Source organism: Acidovorax sp. 62, from assembly GCF_002754495.1.
Lineage (GTDB): Bacteria > Pseudomonadota > Gammaproteobacteria > Burkholderiales > Burkholderiaceae_C > Acidovorax.
In genome coordinates, this window is the sequence record NZ_PEFJ01000001.1 from 4,071,702 (window position 1) to 4,092,331 (window position 20,630).

The 20,630-nt window shown below is 65.9% G+C and carries 19 protein-coding genes and 1 pseudogene; 9 read left to right on the forward strand and 11 right to left on the reverse strand.

Going from position 1 to position 20,630, the window contains the following annotated elements:
• The first annotated feature begins 12 nt into the window (after window positions 1-12).
• Window positions 13-696, forward strand: a complete 684-nt coding sequence (locus CLU86_RS18175; RefSeq protein WP_158236347.1) for a GNAT family N-acetyltransferase — start codon at window positions 13-15, stop codon at window positions 694-696.
• A gap of 48 nt (window positions 697-744) precedes the next feature.
• On the opposite strand, the gene CLU86_RS18180 is transcribed toward CLU86_RS18175, so the two are convergent.
• From CLU86_RS18180 to acnA, 8 genes are all read right to left on the reverse strand, one after another.
• Entirely contained in the window at window positions 745-1,443 is a 699-nt protein-coding gene (locus tag CLU86_RS18180; protein ID WP_143226016.1) for a DUF6683 family protein, read from the reverse strand.
• A 224-nt stretch (window positions 1,444-1,667) separates the two neighbouring features.
• Window positions 1,668-2,399 carry a hypothetical protein gene (locus CLU86_RS18185; RefSeq protein ID WP_143226017.1) on the reverse strand — a complete coding sequence of 244 codons (732 nt, stop codon included), beginning with the start codon at window positions 2,397-2,399 and terminating at the stop codon, window positions 1,668-1,670.
• A 269-nt stretch (window positions 2,400-2,668) separates the two neighbouring features.
• On the reverse strand, window positions 2,669-3,505 hold the full coding sequence (locus CLU86_RS18190; protein WP_158236348.1) for an ISAs1 family transposase: 837 nt from the start codon (window positions 3,503-3,505) through the stop codon (window positions 2,669-2,671).
• Window positions 3,471-3,752 (reverse strand): transposase family protein, encoded by a 282-nt coding sequence (locus tag CLU86_RS18195; protein WP_158236349.1) that lies wholly within the window; start codon window positions 3,750-3,752, stop codon window positions 3,471-3,473. Before CLU86_RS18195 ends, CLU86_RS18190 begins: the two co-directional genes overlap by 35 nt.
• Window positions 3,753-3,919: 167 nt before the next feature.
• Entirely contained in the window at window positions 3,920-5,011 is a 1,092-nt protein-coding gene (locus CLU86_RS18200) for a lactonase family protein (protein WP_369803838.1), read from the reverse strand.
• A gap of 10 nt (window positions 5,012-5,021) precedes the next feature.
• The gene (locus CLU86_RS18205) at window positions 5,022-5,759 is read right to left on the reverse strand and encodes an ABC transporter substrate-binding protein (protein WP_099742613.1); all 738 of its coding nucleotides are present in this window, start codon (window positions 5,757-5,759) and stop codon (window positions 5,022-5,024) included.
• Between the two features lie 27 nt (window positions 5,760-5,786).
• Complete coding sequence (locus CLU86_RS18210; protein ID WP_099742614.1) at window positions 5,787-6,749, reverse strand: GntR family transcriptional regulator; 963 nt, start codon at window positions 6,747-6,749, stop codon at window positions 5,787-5,789.
• 40 nt (window positions 6,750-6,789) lie between these two features.
• The gene (gene acnA, locus CLU86_RS18215) at window positions 6,790-9,471 is read right to left on the reverse strand and encodes an aconitate hydratase AcnA (protein WP_099742615.1); all 2,682 of its coding nucleotides are present in this window, start codon (window positions 9,469-9,471) and stop codon (window positions 6,790-6,792) included.
• A 153-nt stretch (window positions 9,472-9,624) separates the two neighbouring features.
• Here acnA and CLU86_RS18220 point away from each other — a divergent pair, with 153 nt between their 5' ends.
• Window positions 9,625-10,686 (forward strand): tripartite tricarboxylate transporter substrate binding protein, encoded by a 1,062-nt coding sequence (locus CLU86_RS18220; RefSeq protein WP_099742616.1) that lies wholly within the window; start codon window positions 9,625-9,627, stop codon window positions 10,684-10,686.
• Between the two features lie 48 nt (window positions 10,687-10,734).
• Window positions 10,735-11,718: a tripartite tricarboxylate transporter substrate binding protein gene (locus tag CLU86_RS18225; protein WP_099742617.1), complete on the forward strand. Its 984-nt coding sequence runs from the start codon at window positions 10,735-10,737 to the stop codon at window positions 11,716-11,718.
• A 26-nt stretch (window positions 11,719-11,744) separates the two neighbouring features.
• Here the strand turns inward: CLU86_RS18225 and CLU86_RS18230 are convergent, their stop codons facing one another.
• On the reverse strand, window positions 11,745-12,734 hold the full coding sequence (locus CLU86_RS18230) for a LysR substrate-binding domain-containing protein (RefSeq protein ID WP_099742618.1): 990 nt from the start codon (window positions 12,732-12,734) through the stop codon (window positions 11,745-11,747).
• Between the two features lie 158 nt (window positions 12,735-12,892).
• Here CLU86_RS18230 and CLU86_RS18235 point away from each other — a divergent pair.
• A pseudogene (locus CLU86_RS18235) lies at window positions 12,893-13,302 on the forward strand (tautomerase family protein).
• Here CLU86_RS18235 and CLU86_RS18240 read toward each other — a convergent pair.
• Both CLU86_RS18240 and CLU86_RS18245 read right to left on the reverse strand, forming a co-directional pair.
• Window positions 13,299-13,754 (reverse strand): DoxX family protein, encoded by a 456-nt coding sequence (locus tag CLU86_RS18240; protein ID WP_099742619.1) that lies wholly within the window; start codon window positions 13,752-13,754, stop codon window positions 13,299-13,301. The pseudogene CLU86_RS18235 and the gene CLU86_RS18240 overlap by 4 nt on opposite strands.
• A gap of 149 nt (window positions 13,755-13,903) precedes the next feature.
• Window positions 13,904-14,527 (reverse strand): flavin reductase family protein, encoded by a 624-nt coding sequence (locus CLU86_RS18245; protein WP_099742620.1) that lies wholly within the window; start codon window positions 14,525-14,527, stop codon window positions 13,904-13,906.
• A 282-nt stretch (window positions 14,528-14,809) separates the two neighbouring features.
• Between CLU86_RS18245 and CLU86_RS23145 the strand changes: the two genes are divergently transcribed.
• The 5 genes from CLU86_RS23145 (at window position 14,810) to CLU86_RS18270 (ending at window position 20,620) form a co-directional block, all read left to right on the forward strand.
• On the forward strand, window positions 14,810-15,460 hold the full coding sequence (locus CLU86_RS23145) for an RNA polymerase sigma factor (RefSeq protein WP_369803839.1): 651 nt from the start codon (window positions 14,810-14,812) through the stop codon (window positions 15,458-15,460).
• Window positions 15,447-16,583 (forward strand): FecR domain-containing protein, encoded by a 1,137-nt coding sequence (locus tag CLU86_RS18255; protein ID WP_099742622.1) that lies wholly within the window; start codon window positions 15,447-15,449, stop codon window positions 16,581-16,583. Before CLU86_RS23145 ends, CLU86_RS18255 begins: the two co-directional genes overlap by 14 nt.
• A gap of 389 nt (window positions 16,584-16,972) precedes the next feature.
• Entirely contained in the window at window positions 16,973-17,275 is a 303-nt protein-coding gene (locus CLU86_RS18260) for a YciI family protein (RefSeq protein WP_099657346.1), read from the forward strand.
• 86 nt (window positions 17,276-17,361) lie between these two features.
• Window positions 17,362-17,889: a hypothetical protein gene (locus CLU86_RS18265; RefSeq protein WP_143226736.1), complete on the forward strand. Its 528-nt coding sequence runs from the start codon at window positions 17,362-17,364 to the stop codon at window positions 17,887-17,889.
• 256 nt (window positions 17,890-18,145) lie between these two features.
• A complete protein-coding gene (locus CLU86_RS18270; RefSeq protein ID WP_099742624.1) occupies window positions 18,146-20,620 on the forward strand; it encodes a TonB-dependent receptor in 2,475 nt (824 codons plus the stop codon).
• Window positions 20,621-20,630: the final 10 nt, after the last annotated feature.

Here is a 20,630-nt window from a genome sequence, read left to right on the forward strand (position 1 = left end):
CTGTGCTCTGCGATGACCGATTCGACCCCCTACCTGTACCAGGGCGCGCGGCTGCGTCTTCGCGAATTTGGCTGGCGCGATGTGCATGCGCTGGTCCAGATGCACCGCGATCCGCGTGTGCGTGCCCACCTGGCAGACGACGTTCCGCTCGATGACGCCCGTGTGGCTCACCAGTTTGTGGAGAACATGCAGCAGTTCTACCGCCAGCATGAAGGCACCGGCATCTGGTGCGCTGAGCGTGCCCACCCTCCCGAGGCCGAGGTGCTTGCCGATGCTCTGCGGGCCCACGCCTGTGGCGAGATCGATGCCGTATTTTTGGACGCCTTGGTGCAGCCTCGGTGGTCCTTTTGCGGATGGTTCAGCTTGGTGCACCTCAGCGATGACCTGCACACCTTGGAAATCGGCGCCCGGCTCACCCCTCAGGCTTGGGGTGGAACGCTCGCTATCGATGGGGGGGAGTGGCTGCTGGAGCACGCCTTTCGCACGTTGGGCCAATCCCATGTCCTGGGCCATTGCAGCCCTACCAATCGCTCCGCAGCCCATTGCCTGCAGGTGCTGGGGTTTCAGCCGCAGGGGCTCGCGCCGTACAACGGGGGGCAAGCCCTGCGCTTTGGCCTGTGCCAAAGCGGCTGGGCTGCCTGGCATGCCCAGCCGCGCCGTGAACGCCAGCGCGCTGTGCTGAGTGCTGGCCGGTGAGGCCCCGCCGCTGCGCGGTTGGCCGCTGGAGACAAGAAAGCCGTGTATTTACACGATGCGCATGCCCGATGATGTGATGCGCAGGCGACTGGCGTCCACCTTCAAAAATCCCTCGATCATCTGCCTGCCCAGTTGGCGCATCTGAGCCTCCAGCGCCGGGTCGGGCTGCCGCTGCAATTGCACCTGGGTCGTTGCCATCAGCATGCCCAGCATCACCATCACGTCGTACATGCGCTGCTTCTCGGAATCGCTCATGCGGGTGAAATCGCTTTGGCTCGCCAGTGCATGCCTGAACTGATCCGCCATGGGCCTCACGTAGCTGTTGCTCAGGTTGTGGTTGTTGTAGGCCATGTAGGCGCCCGCAAGAAACGAGGCAATCCCGGTGGCCACATCGTTCGTGGGTACCCCCAATTGGCGCGCCACCTGCGGGTAGCTGTTGTGCAAATCCAGAAAGCCTTGGCGCATTTGGGGGCGCTGAGAAGGTGGGTAAAAACCGACTAGTGTGTCCAGGCCTGCTGTGCTGTAAGAGCGCGTGAAACGCGTGCGTGCCAGGGCCGTCCTGGGGGCTGTGTTGTACATGCCCCCTCGGCTGGCCCGCGCGGCGCGCTGCACTTGCTCGTTGAGTATGTAGTGCCCCGCGCCAATGGACAGGTTCATTGCTCCATCCGCGCTCATCCAGGCGCTGGCGGGAGACATCGTGGAAAACACAACCGCCGCGGCGATACACAGGTGTTTGAAGGCTTTCATGGAGGTGGTGCTGTGAACGCTGGTAATTCAAACAGGGAATGAGGCATTGGCGAACCCGTGCGCTGGCCTCACAGTGCCGCCGCATCGTATCGGGCGTTTGCAATAAAAACGGGCCGCAGAACGGCCCGTTTCCATTGTTGCAACTGGCGATGATTGCCACGGAGTGGCTGGGGCGGGCTGCGTGGCTTGCCCCAGCCCGGCCCCCTGCTGCCCTTTACCTCCCCTTACTGCTTGCGCGCCATGCTGCTCATGCCTTCGCCCAGCGACTTCAGCGCCGTGTTGAACGCATCCGTCAGCAGCTTGAACTCCTGGCTCACCGCCTGGAACTCCGCATTCGTCGCCTGCATCTCCTTGGCCTGGTCTTGTTCGCTGCCGCCCGAGTTCTCCTTGAGCTTGTTGGACAGCTCTACCATCTTGGAGGCCTTGTTGCCCATGGCCTCTCCCATGGCCTGTGCAATCGCCTGCAACCAGCTCTTGGCACCCGTCTTGCCACCGCCGCCGCATTCCTTGCCCATGTCCGAGGTGCCTTCCGTCATCTGGCGGCGCACGCTGTCCACGATTTGCTTGGCAATGTCGTCCACTGCGCTTTGGATGCCCCCACCTGCGGCGTCCGAGATCGCTTCGTCTGCGCCTTCGCTGGGCTTGTGGCAGTCTTGCAGCACTTTCTCAATGGCCTGGCTGATGGCGTCCTGCAGGAATTTGGGCATGCCGTCTTCGCGCTGCAGGGTTTGCGTGGCCTGCTGGGCGCCGCCGCCCATGATGGTGCTCACCAAGTTGGTGGTGGCGTTGAGGATGTTCACGGGCGAAAAGCCTTCCAGTGTCTTGCCCATGTCCGAGCCGCCCAAGAGCCCGCTGACCATGCCGCCCAGGAACTGCGAGCCAATTCCGCCGAGCAAGCCGCCCATGCCGCCACCACCCATCAATGCGGAACCCACTACGCCTACTGCTGCACCCATGTTCAACTCCTTCAATTGGTTTGGCTCTGTGGCCGTGATCGGTTTCTGTCCTTGCCTGGACCCGCAGGACCCGGTGTTGCTCTGGGGCCTGGGGCCATTGCCAGAGAGCTCCGCAACGTGGATGCGCCCTCAAGCAATGGACGTGATTGAATCGGCTTTGCCCCACCAAAGCTATACAGGCGATTCCCAGCTAGGAATCGCCCTAGCTGGGAAGAACACCTATGCCGAGCGGTTCACAAGGAGCAGGTGTTGAACCAGGGCAATCGCATCTAAACCCTGATGCCCAGGACATGTGCCAGATAGCCCACATCCCAGCCAGCGCGCTTGCGCTTTGCCTGCACACCCACCTTCACCGACGTGTCACTCTTGAGCAACTGCAGCGCCATGCGCCGCAGCAGCGTCTGGTTGTGCTGTCCCTGGTCTTTATAGGACTGCGCCGCATCCTCGCGCATCGCCACATCCAGACTCCAGTGCAACTGGTTCTCCACCGCCCAGTGCGAACGGATACTGTGCGCCAGCACCCGTGCAGGCGTGTGCACTGGCAAGCTGCTCAGGTAGTAGCTGACTTCTTCGCTAGCCTCGCCTCCCGTTTGTTGGCGCTGGCGCGTGACTTGCACCACGCTGGCCAGCCCCGGCCAGTGCACTGCCGCTCGCTGCAATGCCTCGGGCACGGGGCTGAGCCGGTAGCTGCGCAGCTCCTGGCGCCCATGGCCGCTTGAGCGCTCGGTGTAGGTGTTCTCATCGGGCGGCTCTTGGCTCGCCTGCACTTCAAAGTGCTTTTGAACCACTGCGTGCATGTGCCGCTGGTTGCCTTTGAGGGACAGAACATAAGCCGCACCATGCTCGTGAAGCTGCTGGGCGATGCTCTTTTGGCAGCCGATGGCATCGATGGTGACGATGCAGCCTTTGAGGTGCAGCAGCCTGAGCAACTCGGGGATGGCGGTGATCTCGTTGCTCTTGCCGTCAACCTTGCACTGGCCCAGTAGCAATCCCATGTCTGCAGCCCAGGCGCTGACCATGTGCAGTGGCCTGCGAGCGTCCCCTTTGCTGCTGCCGCGCACGCTTTTACCGTCAATCGCCACTGTGCCGTATACCCGGCCCGCCACTTGGGCCAGCCACTGTTAGGCGAAACACTCGCGCGAAGGTGTCGTGCGAGGCAATGCCTGAGGGCAGCGGAATGAAACGAATGAACCAGTCGTGGTGCAACTCGCCGAACTCGGCTACTTCCACCCAGTTGTCTGCGCCTGCGATGGTTGCGCACAGCGCTATGGCCAGGATGGATTGGAGTTCATGGCGACGCGTGCGCTCTAGGCGCGGGTCTGGGATGACTTGCAGGTGCTGCAGCAGCGTCACGGGAGCGTTGGTTGAGTGATCACACGCTGCAGTTTCGCCGCAAATAGCTGCATCTATTTAGATGCGATTGCCCTGGGTGTTGAACTGTTTTGCTATCAAATAAATAGCTGCTTGCGCTTTTTAAATGCGCCTTAGGGCATGGTTTGCATCAATTTCCTCACCCGCCATCAGCTTGGGGCGCTGCTCCAGAACACCATGCACACCGGGCTTCCACAGCCCACCGCATGGCCTGTGGGTTGCGGCAGGCCGGTGGCCGCGTCCACGTGCCAGCATTCCAGCGTGTCGCTGTCTTCGCCCAGCACATACATCCACGGCCCTGCTTCTGAACCAAAGGGCGCAAGTGTGAAGAAGCGGGGCGTGCGGCCCTGGCTGGCGGTGGTGCCGCGCAGGGTGATGCGGCCAGTGCCGGGGTCGATGGCGAATGTGGCGATGCTGTCGTGCCCACGGTTGGATGCGTAGACATGCCGCCCATCGAGCGCCATCTGAATGCCTGCGGCGCGGCTGGGCCCCACATAGCTGTCGGGCAGGCTGGGCACGATCTGGAACGGGGTGAGGGCGCCATGGGTCGGGTTCAGCACGCAGGCGGTCACGGTGTTGTCCAGCTCGTTCACCACGTACACCCAGGGCTGGGTGGGGTGCAGTGCCAGGTGGCGTGGACCCGCGCCTTCACGGGCGGTGTACCAGGGCTGGGCTTCGGCCAGCGCGGCCTGGCCTGCATTCCAGCCCAGGCTGAAGACGCGGTCCAGCCCCTTGTCGGGCACCAGCACAAAGCGGCCGTCGGGCGTGAAGGCGTTGTAGTGCGGTTTGGAAAACGGCTGCTCCTTGCGATGCGGGCCGGGCTCGCCCGGAAAGTGCACGGTGTGGTTGACGGGCGCCAGCCTGCCGTCCGCCAGCACGGGCAGCACGGCCAACGCACCGCTGAGGTGGTTGGAGACGATGAGGTGCGTCTCGCCCGGTGCCAGCGCCAGATGCACCGGGTTGCGCCCGCCGCAGTCCATAGTCTGTAGCACGGTGAGGTGGCCGGTGGTGGCATCCACCGCCAGCACGCTCACCTCGCTTTGGTCGCCGTGCACGGTGTAGAGCCGGTCGCCGCGCTGGTTCAATACCTGGTACGAGGGGTTGACCAAGTCGCCCACCACCTGCTCCAGCGTGAGCTGGCCGGTGGCGGCATCGACCGCAAACACGCTGATGCCGTCGCCACGCGCATTGCGTTCGCGCGTGGTGCGGCTGCCCACGTAGGCCATCCACTTGGGGGACACGGCCGCTCTCTCAGAGGGCTGCAGCGGGTGCCACCGAGGCGCCCTGGATGCCATGGCGCGCCAGGGCTTCGGCCACAAAGCCGCTGGCCTTCATGTCTTCGACAAACTGGGCCAGCGCAGCCTGCGCGGCAGCGCCCCGGCCCTTGGGCGTGCCCATGGCTTGCTGGATGACCATGAAGCGCCCCGGCAGCAGGCGCAGGCCGCCTAAGCGCTGGGCGTCGGCTTTGAGCTGCTGCTTCACGCCTGCTGCCACATCGTGGCCGTGGGTGAGGAAGGTGTCGACCACGGCGGGCGAGGTGGGGGCGCGTTCGATGGTGGCGTGCTTCAGTTCCCGGCTCAGGAACAGGTCATACGCGCTGCCCTTGCCCACCGTCACGGTGCGGCCGCTCTGGTCCACCTCGTCATTGGTCTGCAGGGGCGAATCGGCCCGCACCAGGTAGCTGCCTTCGATCAGCACATAGGGCGCGGTGAACGCAATGCCTTCGCCCCGCAGCGGGTCGATGGCGAAGAAGCCGATGTCGGCCTGCTCGCCGCGCACGGCCTCGACGGACTTGCCTGCGGCGTCAAACACCACCAGCTCCAACCCCACACCCAGGCGCTGGGCAAACGCGCGGGCCAGGTCAATGGAAACGCCCTTGGGCGCACCTTGCGCGTCCACACCCGCCAGGATGGGGTTGCCCAGGTTGATGGAGGCGCGCAGCACGCCCTGGGGGGCCAATGCGCGGAGGGTTTCAGCAGACACAGTCATGGCAGTGATGAAAAAAGAAGTGACGCGCTAACGGGCGCGGGGCCGCCGGACGGGCCGGGGGGAAGGTGTGGGGCTGGCTGGCTGCGTGGTGGCCGCGCCTTGCAGGAGGCCCGAGATTTGCCCCAGGTTGCGCAGCGTGCTTTGCAGGTGGCTTCGCAGGGCCTCTGCCGCTTCGGCTTGGCGTTCGCGCTCCAGCAGATCGAGGATGGCCAGGTGCTGGTCGCAGTGCTCGCGGTAGCGCTGGCGGTTTTGCATCGATCGGTACGACAGCAGCCGCCGCACACGGTTTACGCGGCGGATGGTGTCGATGAAAAACGGGTTGCCCGAGGCCTCGACCAGCGATTCATGAAAGCGCACGCCGCGCTCGTGCAACTGGTCCGCGGTGTCGGTCTCGATGCCGCCGCTGAGCAAATGCTGCTCGGCCGCGCGGCAGCGGGCAATCACCTGCGGATCGAGTCGGTAGCCGGGCTCCAGCAGCGCGGCGGGTTCCAGCGCCAGGCGCAGGCGGTAGGACTGCAGCAGGCTGTCGGATGTGGTGAGCATGGACGAAAACGCCCACCCGTAGCCGGGGCGTTTCTCGATCCAGCCTGCGTTCGCCATGCGTGAGAGCAGGGTGTTGAGCTGCGCAGGCGTGAGGCCGTAGCGCTTTTTGATGGCGGTCTCGGTGAACTCGTCGGGCAGTTGGCCGCGCAGGCGGTCGTCTGCCAGCTGAAAGTACACGGCGGTGACCTGGTCTTCGGCTTCCAGGCCCAGCGATTCGGCCAGTGCCGCCACCGGCTTGTCCACAGGCCGCGCCAAAAAGTAGCCCCGGTTGGGCTCGCGCACCAGCACGCCCTTGTCGTGCAGCAGGGCCAGGGCGTCGTTGACGGGGGAGCGCGAGACGCGCAGCTGGTCGGCCAGCTTTTGCGCGCCCAGGTGGGTGCCCGCAGGCCATTGCTGGCTGTGGGCCATCTCCAGCAGTTGCAGGGGGATCGGTTTTTCCGGAGTCATCCCCAAAGTATGCATGGCGGGCCCCGTGGTGTGCGGTGGCTCAGGCCGCGACGGTCAGGCGCTCGCGCGTCTGGTGCAGGATGCGCGGCATCACGCCGCCCTGGCGCAGCAGCTCCACCTCCAGCCGCGTTTCCACCGCTGCGGTGCAGGGCAGGGCGTCCGTACGTCCATCGGCGCGCAGCACGCGCACCGTGATGGCGCCGCGTGGCTGCAGGCGGTCGGCGTCGGCGTGGACTTCCAGCCGGTCGCCCGCTTGCAGGGCCAGCGTGTCGGGGTGCACGCCCGCAGGCAGCTTCACGGGCAGGATGCCCATGCCGATCAGGTTGGAGCGGTGGATGCGCTCAAAGCTGCAGGCCACCACGGCGCGAATGCCCAGGAGGCGCTGGCCCTTGGCCGCCCAGTCGCGCGAAGAGCCCGTGCCGTAGCGCTCGCCCGCCACCACCACCACCGACTCACCCGCATCGCGATAGCGCTGTGCCACGTCCCAGATGGGTTGCACCTCGCCGCTGGGCACATGCAGCGTGTGGGCCACGGGCAGGTTCGGATGCAGGCGGTTGCCCACGGTCTTGCTGTGGAAGGCCGCGCGCACCATCACCTCCCAGTTGCCCCGGCGCGAGGCAAACACATTGAGGTCATTGCGCGACTCGCCGCGTGCCACTAAATAGTCGGCCACCAGGCTGTCGGGTGGGATGGCGCTGGCGGGCGAGAGGTGGTCGGTGGTGATGTCGTCGCCCAGCAGCATCAGCGACCAGGCCGTGTATGTGCCCAGTTGGCTGCCCTCGCTGAACGAGGCAAAGGGTGGGCGGCGCAGCGCGTTCGATGCCGCATCCCACGGAAAGCGTGGCGTGCGCGGGGCCTCCAGCGCGTGCCACAGGGGGTTCTGGCTGGCGATGGCGAAGTCACGCCGATAGTCGGCAGGCTCAGCCGACAGCGCCAGGTGCTGCGCCATCTCGGCATCGGTGGGCCACAGGTCGCGCAGGAACACGGCGCGGCCGTCGGGCGTGGTTTGCACGGGCTCCTCGCGCAGGTTCACATCGGCGCGGCCCGCCAGGGCAAAGGCGATGACCAGCGGCGGCGACATGATGAAGCTTAGCTCCAGATCGGGGTGCACGCGGCCAGGGAAGTTACGGTTGCCCGAGAGGATGGCCACGGGCAGGCTCTCGCCCGCCGCAATGGCCTCGCGCACCGGCGCGGTGAGCGGGCCGGGGTTGCCAATGCAGGTGGTGCAGCCAAAGCCCACAATGCCAAAGCCCACGGCGGCCAGGTCGTCTGCTAGGCCCGCGCGCTGCAGGTAGCTGGCAGCGGCGGGCGATCCGGGCGCCATCGAGGTCTTGACCCAGGCGGGCGCCTTCAGCCCCAGCGCGCGCGCCTTGCGCGCCAGCAGGCCTGCGGCAATCAGCAACTTGGGGTCAGACGTGTTGGTGCAGCTGGTGATGGCTGCAATGGCCACGGCGTGTTGGGGCAGGGCACCTTCGCGCACCGAGTGGGATAGGGCGCCTTCGCGCAATGTGCGGGGCACAAAGCCCACGGAGGCCAGCGCTTGGGCGGTGTCGCCATGGTCCATCTGGTCTTGCGGGCGGCGCGGGCCGGCCACATGGTGGCCGATGGTGGACAAATCCACCGTGATGCTGCGCGTGTAGCGTGGCGTGGCGGCAGGGTCTAACCACAGGCCCAGGGCGCGGGCACCGGCCTCGACCAGGGCCACCTGCCCGTCGCTGCGGCCCGTGGCGCGCAGGTAGTCCAGCGTGGTCGCGTCGATGGGGAAGAAACCGGTGGTGGCCCCGTACTCGGGCGCCATGTTGGCCACCACGGCGCGGTCACCGGCCGACAGCGTGGACGCGCCCGGGCCGTAGAACTCCACAAACTCACCCGAGACACCGATTTCGCGCAGGCGGCGCGTCACCGTCAAGGCCAGGTCGGTGGCCAGCACAGCCGGGGGCAGGGCGCCGGTGAGCTGCACGCCAATCACATCGGGGATGCGCAGCATGGTGGGCATGCCAAACATCACCGTCTGCGCCTCCAGCCCGCCCACGCCCCAGCCCAGCACGCCAATGCCGTTGATCATGGGGGTGTGGCTGTCGGTGCCGATTAGCGTGTCGGGCACCAGCCAGTCGCCATCGCTGCGCGCCTCGGTGGTGACCACGGTGGCCAGCTGCTCCAGGTTCAGCGTGTGCATGATGCCCGTGCCCGGCGGGTGGATGCGCACGCCCTCCAGCACCTGTGAGGCCCAGCGCAAGAAGCGGTAGCGCTCGCCATTGCGGCGAATCTCGTGTTGCATGTTCTGCTGCGGCGCATCGGGCGTGGCATAGACCTCCACCGCCAGCGAGTGGTCGACCGACACGTCCACGGGCAGGCCGGGGTTAAGCACCGTGGGGTCCAGCCCCGCCTCGGCCAGCGCGTCGCGCATGCCCGCAATGTCCACCAGCGCGGGCGTGCTGGTGGTGTCGTGCATCAACACCCGCCCGGGCTGGAAGGCCACCTCGGCCTCGCTGCGCCCACTCTCCAGCCAATCTGCCAAGGCCTTCGCAGCAGCCGCACGTTCATCGCCCTGCAGGTGGCGCAGTGCGTTTTCCAGCAGCAGGCGCAGCACCACGGGCCAACGCGGCAAGTCGGCCCCCAGCAGGGCGGGCAGGTTCACAAAACGGAGCGTGCGGCCCTGCAGCGTCAGCTGGCCGGTGGCGTGTTCGAGGTTCAAGCGGTGCGTAGAGGTGGGGGATTGCATGCTTGCATTATTGCATTTGTTGTTTATAAAATGCAATGCAAGTCGACATCGCAAGCCCCGCTCTTGGGGCGACAGATCGATGCGGGCCGGTGCCGTGCGCGGTGCTGGTGTTCCTCCACACACCCAGGCCCTGGCGGCCTATGGACGAGACAAATGACCATCACCTCACTGCATTCCCCCACCTTTGCCACGGGCGCCGCAAGCGCCTACGCCCCCCGCTCATCCCGTCGTACCTTGCTGGGCCTGGCATTGCTGGCTGCACTGGCCGTGCACGGCAGCCCAGCGCTGGCCCAAACCGGCGCAGCGGCCTACCCCAGCAAAGCCATCACCATCGTGGTGCCCTTCTCGGCCGGGGGCGGGGTCGATGCGGTGGCCCGCATGCTGGCCGACAAGCTGCGCGCCAGCCTGGGCCAGCCCGTGGTGGTGGACAACAAGCCCGGTGCCAGCGCCATGCTGGGCGCGCAAGCCGTGGTCAAGGCCGCGCCCGACGGGCACACGCTGCTACTGGGCACGGCGGGTGAGACGGCCATCAACCCCCATGTCTACAAAGAACGCATGGCCTACAAGCCCGAGCGCGACCTGACCCCCATCTCGCTGGTGGTGCGCGTGCCCAACGTACTGGTGGCCCAGCCCGGCCTGCCTGTGAAGAACGTGGAAGAGCTGGTGGCCTACGCCAAGAAGAACCCCGGCAAGCTCAGCTACGCCAGCAGCGGCGTGGGCAACCCGCAGCACCTCAACGGCGAGCTGCTGGGCCTGCTGGCGGGCGTGAATATGAACCACGTGCCCTACCGGGGCGCATCCAACCAGTTGGTGGACGTGGCCGCTGGCAATGTGGACCTGACCTTTGTGAGCCTGGCGGGCGCCCAGGCCTTCATGAAAGCCGGGCGCGTGAAGGCGCTGGGCATCACATCGGCCAAGCGCATGCCGTTTGCGCCTGACCTGCCAGCGCTGGCCGAAACCCCCGCGCTGGCCAGCTACACGCTGGAGAACTGGTTTGGCCTGTTTGCCCCCGCCGCCACCCCCGAGCCTGTGGTGCGCAAGTTGTATGACGCGGTGAACGCTGCCCTCAAAGACCCGACGCTGCAGGCCCGCCTGCGCGAGCAAGGCGCTGAGCCATCGCCCATGGAGCCCGCAGCCTTCCGCGACTTTGTGCGCGCCGAATCGGCCCGATTTGCCAAGATCGTCGAAACCGCAGGCATCACGCCCGACAACTGATCGGGCCTTGGCTCAGCACTCACCAACACACCACAACGAGAGACAAACATGAACCAACGTCGCCATCTTCTGGCCAGCGCTGCAGCGCTCGTGGCCGCCCTGTGTGCCCCACTGGCAGTGCAGGCCCAGGCAACCGACTACCCCTCCAAGCCCATCACCATCGTGGTGCCGTTTGCCGCAGGCGGCAACACCGATGTGAAGACCCGCCTGGTGGCATTGCAGCTGGGCAAGCTGCTGGGCCAGCCCGTCATCATCGACAACAAGCCCGGCGCCAGCGGCAACATTGGCATGGAACTGCTGGCCAAGGCCCCGGCCGATGGCTACACCATTGGCATGGGCAGCTTCGGCCCGCTGGCGGTCAACCCGTCGATCTACCCCAAGGTCAACTTCGACCCCAAGGCCCTGGTGCCCATTTACCTGCTGGAGAAAAGCCCACTGGTGTTGGTGACGCCCACTGACCGGCCCTTCAAGACCGTGAAAGACGTGGTGACGGCGGCCCAACAAAAGCCCGGCGTGCTCAGCATTGCCAACGCAGGCCCCGGGGGCGCGCACCACCTGTCGGCCGAGCTGTTTGAGCAAGCTGCAGCCGTCGAACTGCTGGGCGTGCCCTACAAGGGCGGCGGCCCGGCTTCCACCGCACTGCTGGCGGGGCAGGTGGACCTGATGTTTGAGCAGACCGGGGCGGCGTTGCCGTCCATCCAGGCGGGCAAAGTGCGGCCCTTGGCCGTCACCTCGCCCAAGCGCTTGAGCAGCCTGCCCGATGTGCCCACCTTCAGCGAGCTGGGCCACCCCCAGGTGCAGGTGTCCAACTGGATGGGCTACGTGGCCCCCAAGGGCACGCCCAAGCCCATCATCGACAAACTGAGTGCCGCCTTTGCCAAGGCCGCAGACCATGCCGAAGTCAGGGAGCGCATCCTTGCGCAAAGCAACGAAATCGGTGGCGGCACGCCCGCCGACTTTGCCGCCTTCATCGAGGCCGAAAGCCAGAAATGGTCGCGCCTGGTGAAGGAGCGGGGGATTCGCATCGAGTGATGCCTGGGGATTGCCCCGCGCCGGCCTCAAGGCCCAGTGGCCGATGGAAGCAGTGCCGCCTGGGCCGGTGCGGTGGCAGAGGACGGCGGTGTTAGATTGGCTTGGGCCTGCTCACGCAGCCAGGCGCAAAAGGTGTCCAAACGGGGTATGGGCTGGAGGGCGCCGCGCCGCAGCACATAGTGGTAGCCCGAGGCAGCGAACCCCAAGGGGGCCACCAGCCTTCCCGCCTGCACGTCGTCCATCACCAGATGCCATGGCGCCACCGCAATGCCCAAGCCACGCACGGCGGCCTCCAGCGTGAAGTAATAGTGCTCAAACTCCGGGCCGTCGTGATCGGGGGCGGGGGGCGCCAGTGGCTGACCGGTGTGTACCGCCGTCCACCACATCGCCCACGCATTGCTGCGGGTGCGGGTGCGCAGCAGCATGCTGCGCCATGCCGGGGCAAGCAGGTCGGCAGTGGTGTGCAGCGGCCCGCCTGAGCGGAGGGCCAGCTGGGGGCTCATCACCGGCCCCAGGTGCTCTGCAAAAAAGTGCTCCGGCGTGGGCGGGGTGGGGCTGCCTGCTGCGGGCATGGCCTCTGCCGTGATGGTCAAGTCGCTGCGCTGGGGGCTGTGGCCTGGGGGCGCTTCACTGGTGCGCAGCCGGATCTCAATGTCCGGGTGGCGTGCCTGAAAGTCAAACAGGCGCGGCAGCAGCCATTTCACGGTGAAGGTGCTGAAACACGCCACGTCCAAAGGGCCCCGGCTGGGGGCGCTGACTTCATGCAAGGCCTCCGCCATTTGCCGAAAAGCGTTACTGATCACGGGCTGCAGTGCCTGCGCAGCTGGGGTCAGCGTGGGGCGCACCTTGGTGCCGTCAAACAGTGCAATGCCCAGGTGGTCTTCGAGCAACCGGACCTGGCGACTGACGGCACCAGGCGTGACACAGAGTTCTTGCGCGGCAGCCGTCATGCGGCCGAGCCGAGCGGCGGCCTCAAACGCGCGCAGCGTCCCCAGTGGGGGCAGTCGGTGGTTCATTTATTTGAGTTTGGCGCACATAGATCGTGCGCAATCATCGCTTTTCTAAGCACGGGTGTCTGCACAAAATTGCCTTCTTTGTTTGAGCTCTGGTCGCACTTGCCGTGCCGCCATCTCAGGCAACTTATGTGCGTTTAGAGAACATAAAAGGATCTTTCATGCCGTTCATCCGTACCAACGTCCCCCACCACATGCCAGCAACAACCCGCCAGGCCGTCGTCCAAGGCATTCACGATGCGCTGGTGCAGAGCATTGGCATGCCCGTGGATGAGCTGTTCAACATGGTGGCCAGCTACCAGCCTGAGGACTTTGCTTGCAGCCGCACTTTCAATGGGGTGAACCGATCTGCGGACGTGGTGGTCGTGGAGATCACGCTGCGCCGGGGGCGCAGCGACGCCATGAAACGGGCGCTTTACGAACTGATTGCCCGCAACCTGCATACCGGCGCGGGGTGAGCCCTTCAGACGTGCTGATCTTCATGCACGAAAACGACTACTCGGACTGGTCGGTGGGCGAGGGCCGGTTCGCTATGGAGCTGGCCCAGAACCGAGGCACGGCCGCCCGTTAACGCGCGGCGACCGCGCTGCCATCGCTATACACGCGGCGGAACTCCCACAGTGCCACGCAAAGGCAGGCCGCGCCCCAGAAGATGGGGTATTCATAACCACCCGTGTTCCACAGCCAGCCAAAGCCCTTGACCGTGTGCAGTGCATACACCGCAATCGCCAGCGCACTGGCAGCGCCCAGTGCCGCATAGCGGGTGCACAGGCCCAGCACCAGCGCAATGCCGCAACCGGCTTCGGTGAGTACCGCCATCCAGACCCACAGTTCTGGTGGATGGAATCCGGCCTTGCCAAAGAAGCCGAGCGTGCCTGCGGACAACACGCCAAACGATGCGAACTTGCTCAGTGCATGCGGAAACATGAAGGCGCCGCAGATGATGCGCAGCAGATTTTCTGCGCGCGTGAGGTTGAATTTGGATGCGTGGATCCGGAAATCGTCGCGTGTGAGCAGTTGCATGATTTTTTACTCCTTGGTGAGTCTTCATGCTACGGCTGGATCTGAGGCGGCCCGATTGACATACATCAAGATGAAGAATGTTGCGCGAATGTTGCGCAAACACGCCTTTTCGCCCTGCACGGCCGCATGCGGGGTTGTGCCAACGGGTCTCAGCGCGGCCGGTGCATCTTGAACAACTGCTCGGGCCCCACCGTGAAGTAGTCGGCCGGGCCCCCTGCGCGCAGGATGTGGCCCGCGCTGGCGGTGTCGTACACGCCATCCTTGAGCAGCGCGGTGTCGATGTGCACCGCCACCACCTCGCCCAGCACCAGCCAGGTGGGCACCTGCACGCCATCGGCGCCCTGCAGCTGCAGGACCTGGGTGCAGCGGCACTCCATAGTCACCGGGCTTTCGGCCACGCGGGGCGGCTGCACCTGGGTGCTGGGCAGGGGGGTGAGGCCAGCCAGCGCAAATTCGCTCATCTCCGGCGCCACGGCGGCGCAGGTCTGGTTCATGGCCTCGGCCAGGTCGCGCGTGGCCAGGTTCCACACAAACTCGCCCGTCTCCTGCACGTTGCGCAGCGTGTCCTTGGCGCCAATGCTGGCAAAGCCCACGATGGGCGGTACGTAGTTGAAGGCGTTGAAAAAGCTGTAGGGCGCCAGGTTCAGCGCGCCCTGTGCACTGCGGGTCGAAATCCAGCCAATCGGGCGCGGCCCCACGATGGCGTTGAACGGGTCGTGCGGCAGGCCATGGCCCTTGCGGGGCTCGTAGCTGTGCAGGGTGCATGCAGTCATGGGTCCATCCTTGCGTAGCAAACAGTTTGCTATTAAAAATATAGCTGCTTGCGCTTGTATTGCAAGCGCTGGAGGGGTATTTTGCTTGAAATGGGGCCTTCCCGCTTGGCCTCGCCTTCATGCCCGACGGCAGGGCTGGCGGCGCGGGCCACCGGCCCTGCAGCACCCGGCAGGTTTTACAATCCCGCTCCTTCCCAGCCACGGGCCAGCCCACGCCACGCCCCCAGCCGTCCATGCCCATCAGGCGCACCCGTGCGCGCCAGGGCCCCACCGACAGGCTGTGTGCCCGTGCTTTCCCACTACTACCAAGAACTGCTGAACTACTTTGCGCGCGCGGTGCGCAGCCGCGACCGGGCTTCGGACCTGGTGCACGAGGCGTACACCCGCGTGCTGGCGCTGGAGCAATCAGGCCAGGTGGTGGAGCAGCCCCGGGCCCTGCTGTACCGCACGGCGCGCAACCTGCTCATCGACCAGCACCGCCGCCAGGCCGTGCGCGCGCCGCACGCAGCAGGCGATGTGGCCTATGGCGCGCAGGGTGACGGGCCCGTGCCCGATGTGGCCGAGCTGCCCGCGCCCGCTGCGCTGGGCCCCGAGGCCCAGGCCGCCTCGGCCCAGGGCATGGCGGCGCTGCTGGCCACCATTGATGCGCTGCCGCTGCGTTGCCGCGAGGCCTTCATCCTGCACAAGTTCGACGGCCTGCCACAGGCCGAGGTGGCCGCGCACATGGGCATCTCGCGCAAGATGGTGGAACAGCACATCCAGCGCGCCATGCTGGCCTGCCGCCAGTGCCGCGAGGCGCTGGAGCAGGGGCGCACCTTGGGGGCGGCCGCCCCCGGTGCGTCTTCACCCAAGAAGGCCCCCAAGCCACCAACGCTCCCTGCGCGCCCCAACCCGATCACTCAGCCTGAGCCCGACCCCCATGGACCTCTCTGAAGACGACACCCACCTGCCCCTGCCGGAGCAGGCACTGCGCTGGTGGGTGCGCAGCCAGCACGGGCTGAGCGCGCAAGAGCAGCATGCGCTAGACCACTGGCAAGCCCAAAGCCCCGCCCACCAGCAGGCCTACGCCGCCTGGCAGGCCGACTGGCAGGCGCTGGACCAGTTGGGCGCCCCGGCCGTGCAGCACCTGCGCGACCAACTGGCGCACGACCTGGCGGCCGAGGCCAGCCGCCATGTCAGCCCGCCACGTCACCAAGCTCATCAACGCCTCTTGGGCGGTTTGCGCACGGGCGCGCAAGCCTTCCCCCAATGGCTGGGCGCGGCATCCACTCGCTGGGCGCAAGGTGCCGTCGCAGCAGCGCTGGTGTTGGGCACCGTGTTTGGCGTGATGGAAGTGGTGGGCTGGTCGCCCTGGCAAAGCCCGCCGCAGTTTGCCCAGGCCTTTGCCGCGCCCCAGGGGCAGCAAACCCAGGTGCAACTGCCCGACGGCAGCCTGCTGCGGCTGGACACCAGCACTCAACTGAACGTGGCGCTGTACGCCCAGCGCCGCGAGGTGCGCCTGGCGCAGGGGCAGGCCATGTTCCAGGTGCAGGGCGATGCGGCACGCCCCTTTGATGTGCTGGCCGGGCCGGTGCGCATCTCCGTGGTGGGTACCCGGTTTGCGGTGCGCTACACCCCCGGCATGGCGGGCTACGACGGCGTGCGCGTGGCGGTGGAAGAGGGCCGGGTGCAGGTGGCCGCCCCCGGTGCAGCCCCGGTGCTGCTGACGGCCGGGCAGCAGGTGGTGACGGACGCCGCAGGCACCCTGGGGCCCGTGGCGGCCGTGCCGCCCTCAGGCATCGCCCCCTGGCGCGCCCACCGCGTGAGCTTTGACGACACCCCCCTGGCCCAGGCCCTGGCCGAGCTGGGCCGCTACGGCCCCACAGGCATCACCCTGCAAGACCCGCAGCTGGGCGCGCTGCGCCTGACGGGTACCTTCGACCCGCGCCACCTCGATAACTTTGTGCGTGCACTACCGCGTGTGCTGCCTGTGCGGGCGGTGGCTTGTGGTGAGGGCGAGGGCGGTAAGGAGGCCACGTGCATTGACGCGGCAGAGGTGGCGGGCGTGGGGCGGTGAATGTCTCAGAAACTGTGGACGATCCGCTTCGTGCCCGGAGCCGCTTTGAGAGCCACCACCCGGAGGCTGCCATGGAATTGCTGCCCATTGGCCCACAGTCCCAAACGTGCTGATGGCAATCCCGCTCTCCGCCCACATAGTTTGTTGAGTTGAAGCGTGTCGGGTTTCGCGGAATTTTTATACCTAGATTTTTGAACAGACCATCTCCTGCAAACTTAGGCTGCAAGCTCCTTTCAGGAGTAGTCCGTGTCCAGAATATTCCGTACCACCCAATTTATGCCGCAGGTTTTTCGGGAAACCTTACGTTGCGCAGCGAGAGGCCAGTCCATCGCTCGGGAGCAGCCCGGTAGTCGGAGTGCGAGCCTCTTTTACGATGAACACCCCTCGTTATGAATGACTACATCCTCTTCATGTTGAACGATCCCGCTGACGCGGATATGGCCGAAAACCAGGAACTTTGGGGGCGCTACATCAACGCCTTGCGCCAGAGCGGTCGCTTCGATGGTGGCAGTTCTATTGGCTCTGGTATTCGCGTGAGCAAGTCGGGAACTGTCACGATTTCGTCCAGTGAACTGACTGGTTTCATTCGCGTCCGTGCCGAAAGCGCCGAGGATGCGAAGCAGTTCTTGACCGGCAATCCTCTGTTTGAAGCCGGTGGTACGGTCGAGATTCGCGAGCTTCCTCGTGAGTAATTTGCCAGTCGTTTTCGAGTTGACAGCGTCGTTGCGCAACTTTTTGTTGCAGCGGATTGCTACGCCGCCCACTGAGCGCGGACGTTATGCCGCTTAATTTCCTGTGCCGCTCAGCCGTTGGCTTGGTTGCCGTCCAAGCCGCGCCTGTTCTCATGCTGTACGCCTTGGCTCTGTATTTCCAGGCTGCAACAGCCTCTTTGTCCAATACCTATCAGCCCGGCATCAAGCTACTTCAGGCCGTGATTAGCCCCTCAGGTTTGCTTCTACTGGTTTTCTTGGTTGCTTGCCTTCGCAAGTCTTATGCCGCCGCCCGCGTGGCAATGGCTACCAGTGCTGGTGCCATCCTTGTTTCCGCACTCATGCTGGCGTTCATCGCAGGCCATGGCGACAGCCCCAAAACGTGGCAGTTTCCCGGGGCCAGGTCGCTTTCCAGCACGGTTCAGGTGGCCCTCTTTCAACCATCCTTTTCCAATCGCTCTATAGGTTCTGTTGTCGGCAACGGCCTCCTCGCTTTATTGGTTCTTGGCGGGTCAGTCTATTTTTCGCGTCGGCTGCGCATCAATCCGGTCCAGAGGACCGGCCCCCACGGGCCATCGACTGACCTCGATCGTTGAACGTCCGCTTTCATCTGTCACCACAACCCGTTCCTTGCTCCGAGCTTTGGCCTTGCCCCAGGTGCCTTGAGCCAGCTGAGCCATCCCGAGTGATGTCAAACAGGCCCTCAGAAGCAGGGGGCAACTGCGCAGAAATCCCCGCCTGAAAAAATTTTTCCCCACCGACCTAGGGGGCTCGCAAAGTGCCGCGTCTACATGAGAACACTTCTTGTTCTCAATGTTCACCATGCACTCACACCCGAGGGAATTTCCGTCCATGCGCAGCCTTTGCCCCCGCCCTGCACCCCTGGCCCTGGCGGCCTGGTTGGCCCTGAATGCTTTGGCTGCGCAGGCCCAGACCCCTGCGCCTAATCCAGCACCCGCGTCCAACGCCGCCACCACGGCGGCGCTGCCGGTGCAGATTGCGGCGCAGCCTCTGGCCCATGCCTTGAACGACCTGGCCCGCCAGGCGCGGCTGGAATTGGTGGTGCAGCCTGCGTTGGTGCAGGGCCGCCAGGCGCCTGCGGTGCAGGGCACGTTCACGGCGCGGCAGGCGCTGGACAGGCTACTGGCAGGCACCGGGCTGGTGGCGGTGATCGAGGGCAGCCTGGCCACGGTGCAGCGCGACCCGGCCGCCGGGGCAGCAGGCGCAGCCAGCGCTGGCATTGCGCTGGCTGAGGTGCGCGTGCAGGCGCAGGCCGAGCGGGGGCCGCTGACGGAGCACACCGGCTCGTACACCACCGCCCAATCGGGCACGGCCACGCCGCTGGGCTTGAGCCTGCGCGAGACGCCGCAGTCCGTCAGCGTCATCACGCGCCAGCGCATGGAAGACCAGGGCTTGACGCAACTGGCCGATGTGGCCGCGCAGACCGCCGGGCTGGTGGTGAGCCAGGCGGGCAATGCGGGGTCGGACTCATCGCCCATCTACTCGCGCGGCTTTGAGGTGGACACCTACATGGTCGATGGCGTGCGCCAGCTTGACTCCAACTACAGCTCCATCTTCCAGACCAACGACATGGCCATGTTTGACCGGGTGGAAGTGGTGCGCGGTGCCTCGGGCCTGATGAACGGGCTGGGCACACCGGGGGCCGCTATCAACCTGATCCGCAAGCGGCCCACGCAAGACTTTCAGGCCCAGGTGAAGGCCGAGGCGGGCTCGTGGAACCTGCGCCGCCTGGAGGCTGATGTGGGCGGCCCGCTGAACGAGGCGGGCACGCTGCGCGGGCGGCTGGTGGCTGCGGCGCAAGACAACGACTCGTACATCGACCGCTTGAACGAGCGCAAGCAGTTGCTGTACGGCGTGCTGGAGGCCGACCTGGCACCCGGCACGCTGCTGCGTGCGGGCGCATCGTTGCAAAACCACGATGCCACGGTCCACGCGCGCGGGGGGCTGCCCGCCTACTACGCCGATGGCACGCGCGCGCAGTGGAGCCGCTCGGCCTCGGCCGCGCCCAGCTGGGCATATTCCGAGCGGCACAACAACAGCGTGTTTGCCACGCTGGAGCACCGCCTGGCGGGTGACTGGCAACTGCGCGCAACGGCCAGCCGCACGCAAAGCCACTACGACGAATTGGTGGGCTACGCCAGCGGCGGCAACCCCGACCGGGCCACCGGCACTGGCGTCACCATCTGGGCGGGCCGCTGGACGGCCAAGCCCACCCAAGACAGCCTGGACGTGCAGGCCACCGGCACCTACACGCTGCTGGGCCGCACGCACGACCTGGCCCTGGGCGCGCAGATGAGCCGCACCACCTTCAGCGACCCCACGTACACCAACTGGTGGCACGACAACTGGAGCAGCGCCGTGCCCAACATCTACACATGGGACGGCAACAGCCCCGCTGCGCCCAACAACCCCAGCGTGGGCCACTACCAATCGGACGAGCGCATGAACAGCGCCTTTGCCACCACCCGCCTCAAGCCCATGGACGGCGTGGCCGTGCTGGCCGGGGCGCGCGTGACGGACTGGAGCCGCTACAAGACCGACCTGACCTACAGCACGGGCAGCATCGACGTCACCGACCGGTCCGAGTCGGGCGAGGTCACGCCCTACCTGGGGCTGGTGGTGGACCTGGGCGCGCACTGGTCGGCCTATGCCAACTACACCAGCATCTTCAAGCCGCAAAGCAACCGCACCGTGAGCGGTGCCTACCTGGACCCGCAAACGGGCGACAGCTTTGAGCTGGGGGCCAAGGGCGCGTTCTGGGGCGACAAGCTGAATCTGGGGGCCTCGGTGTACAAGGCGCGGCAAGACAACCTGGCCGTGGCCATTCCCAACGCATTTGCGCCCGATGGCTCGCAGGCCTACGAGGCGGTGTCCGGCACCAGCACGCGCGGGGTGGAGGTGGAGGCCTCGGGCGCGCTGCGCCCCGGCTGGCAACTGGCCGCCAGCGTGGCCCGCAACATCACGCACGACCGGCTGCGCAACCGGCTGTTGACCAACGTGCCGCAAACCACCGCCAAGCTGTTCACCAGCTACCGCATTGCAGGCGTGGGCAAGGGCCTGACGGTGGGCGGTGGTCTGCGCTGGCAAAGCGCAATTTATGCGGAGAACCAGGGCCCGCTCAAGGTGCGCAACACCCAGCCCGCCTACGCCGTGGTGGACCTGATGGTGCGCTACGCCGTCACCTCCAGCGTCACGCTCAGCGCCAACCTCTACAACGCGTTCGACAAGAGCTACTACGCCACCACCGGCAACTCGTACTACGGCGCTCCGCGCAACCTGCGCCTGGGCGTGGACGTGCGGTTCTGATGGCGCGCAG

Excerpts from the sequence above, each read along its gene's own strand:
- CLU86_RS18175 (WP_158236347.1), top strand. The coding sequence starts at position 13 with ATGACCGATTCGACCCCCTACCTGTACCAGGGCGCGCGGCTGCGTCTT.
- CLU86_RS18205 (WP_099742613.1), bottom strand. The coding sequence starts at position 5,759 with ATGACTGTGTCTGCTGAAACCCTCCGCGCATTGGCCCCCCAGGGCGTG.
- CLU86_RS18180 (WP_143226016.1), bottom strand. The coding sequence starts at position 1,443 with ATGAAAGCCTTCAAACACCTGTGTATCGCCGCGGCGGTTGTGTTTTCC.
- CLU86_RS18245 (WP_099742620.1), bottom strand. The coding sequence starts at position 14,527 with ATGACTGCATGCACCCTGCACAGCTACGAGCCCCGCAAGGGCCATGGC.
- acnA (WP_099742615.1), bottom strand. The coding sequence starts at position 9,471 with ATGCAATCCCCCACCTCTACGCACCGCTTGAACCTCGAACACGCCACC.
- CLU86_RS18225 (WP_099742617.1), top strand. The coding sequence starts at position 10,735 with ATGAACCAACGTCGCCATCTTCTGGCCAGCGCTGCAGCGCTCGTGGCC.
- CLU86_RS18260 (WP_099657346.1), top strand. The coding sequence starts at position 16,973 with ATGAATGACTACATCCTCTTCATGTTGAACGATCCCGCTGACGCGGAT.
- CLU86_RS18185 (WP_143226017.1), bottom strand. The coding sequence starts at position 2,399 with ATGGGTGCAGCAGTAGGCGTAGTGGGTTCCGCATTGATGGGTGGTGGC.
- CLU86_RS18230 (WP_099742618.1), bottom strand. The coding sequence starts at position 12,734 with ATGAACCACCGACTGCCCCCACTGGGGACGCTGCGCGCGTTTGAGGCC.
- CLU86_RS18265 (WP_143226736.1), top strand. The coding sequence starts at position 17,362 with ATGCCGCTTAATTTCCTGTGCCGCTCAGCCGTTGGCTTGGTTGCCGTC.
- CLU86_RS18210 (WP_099742614.1), bottom strand. The coding sequence starts at position 6,749 with ATGACTCCGGAAAAACCGATCCCCCTGCAACTGCTGGAGATGGCCCAC.
- CLU86_RS18220 (WP_099742616.1), top strand. The coding sequence starts at position 9,625 with ATGACCATCACCTCACTGCATTCCCCCACCTTTGCCACGGGCGCCGCA.
- CLU86_RS18240 (WP_099742619.1), bottom strand. The coding sequence starts at position 13,754 with ATGCAACTGCTCACACGCGACGATTTCCGGATCCACGCATCCAAATTC.
- CLU86_RS18270 (WP_099742624.1), top strand. The coding sequence starts at position 18,146 with ATGCGCAGCCTTTGCCCCCGCCCTGCACCCCTGGCCCTGGCGGCCTGG.
- CLU86_RS18255 (WP_099742622.1), top strand. The coding sequence starts at position 15,447 with ATGGACCTCTCTGAAGACGACACCCACCTGCCCCTGCCGGAGCAGGCA.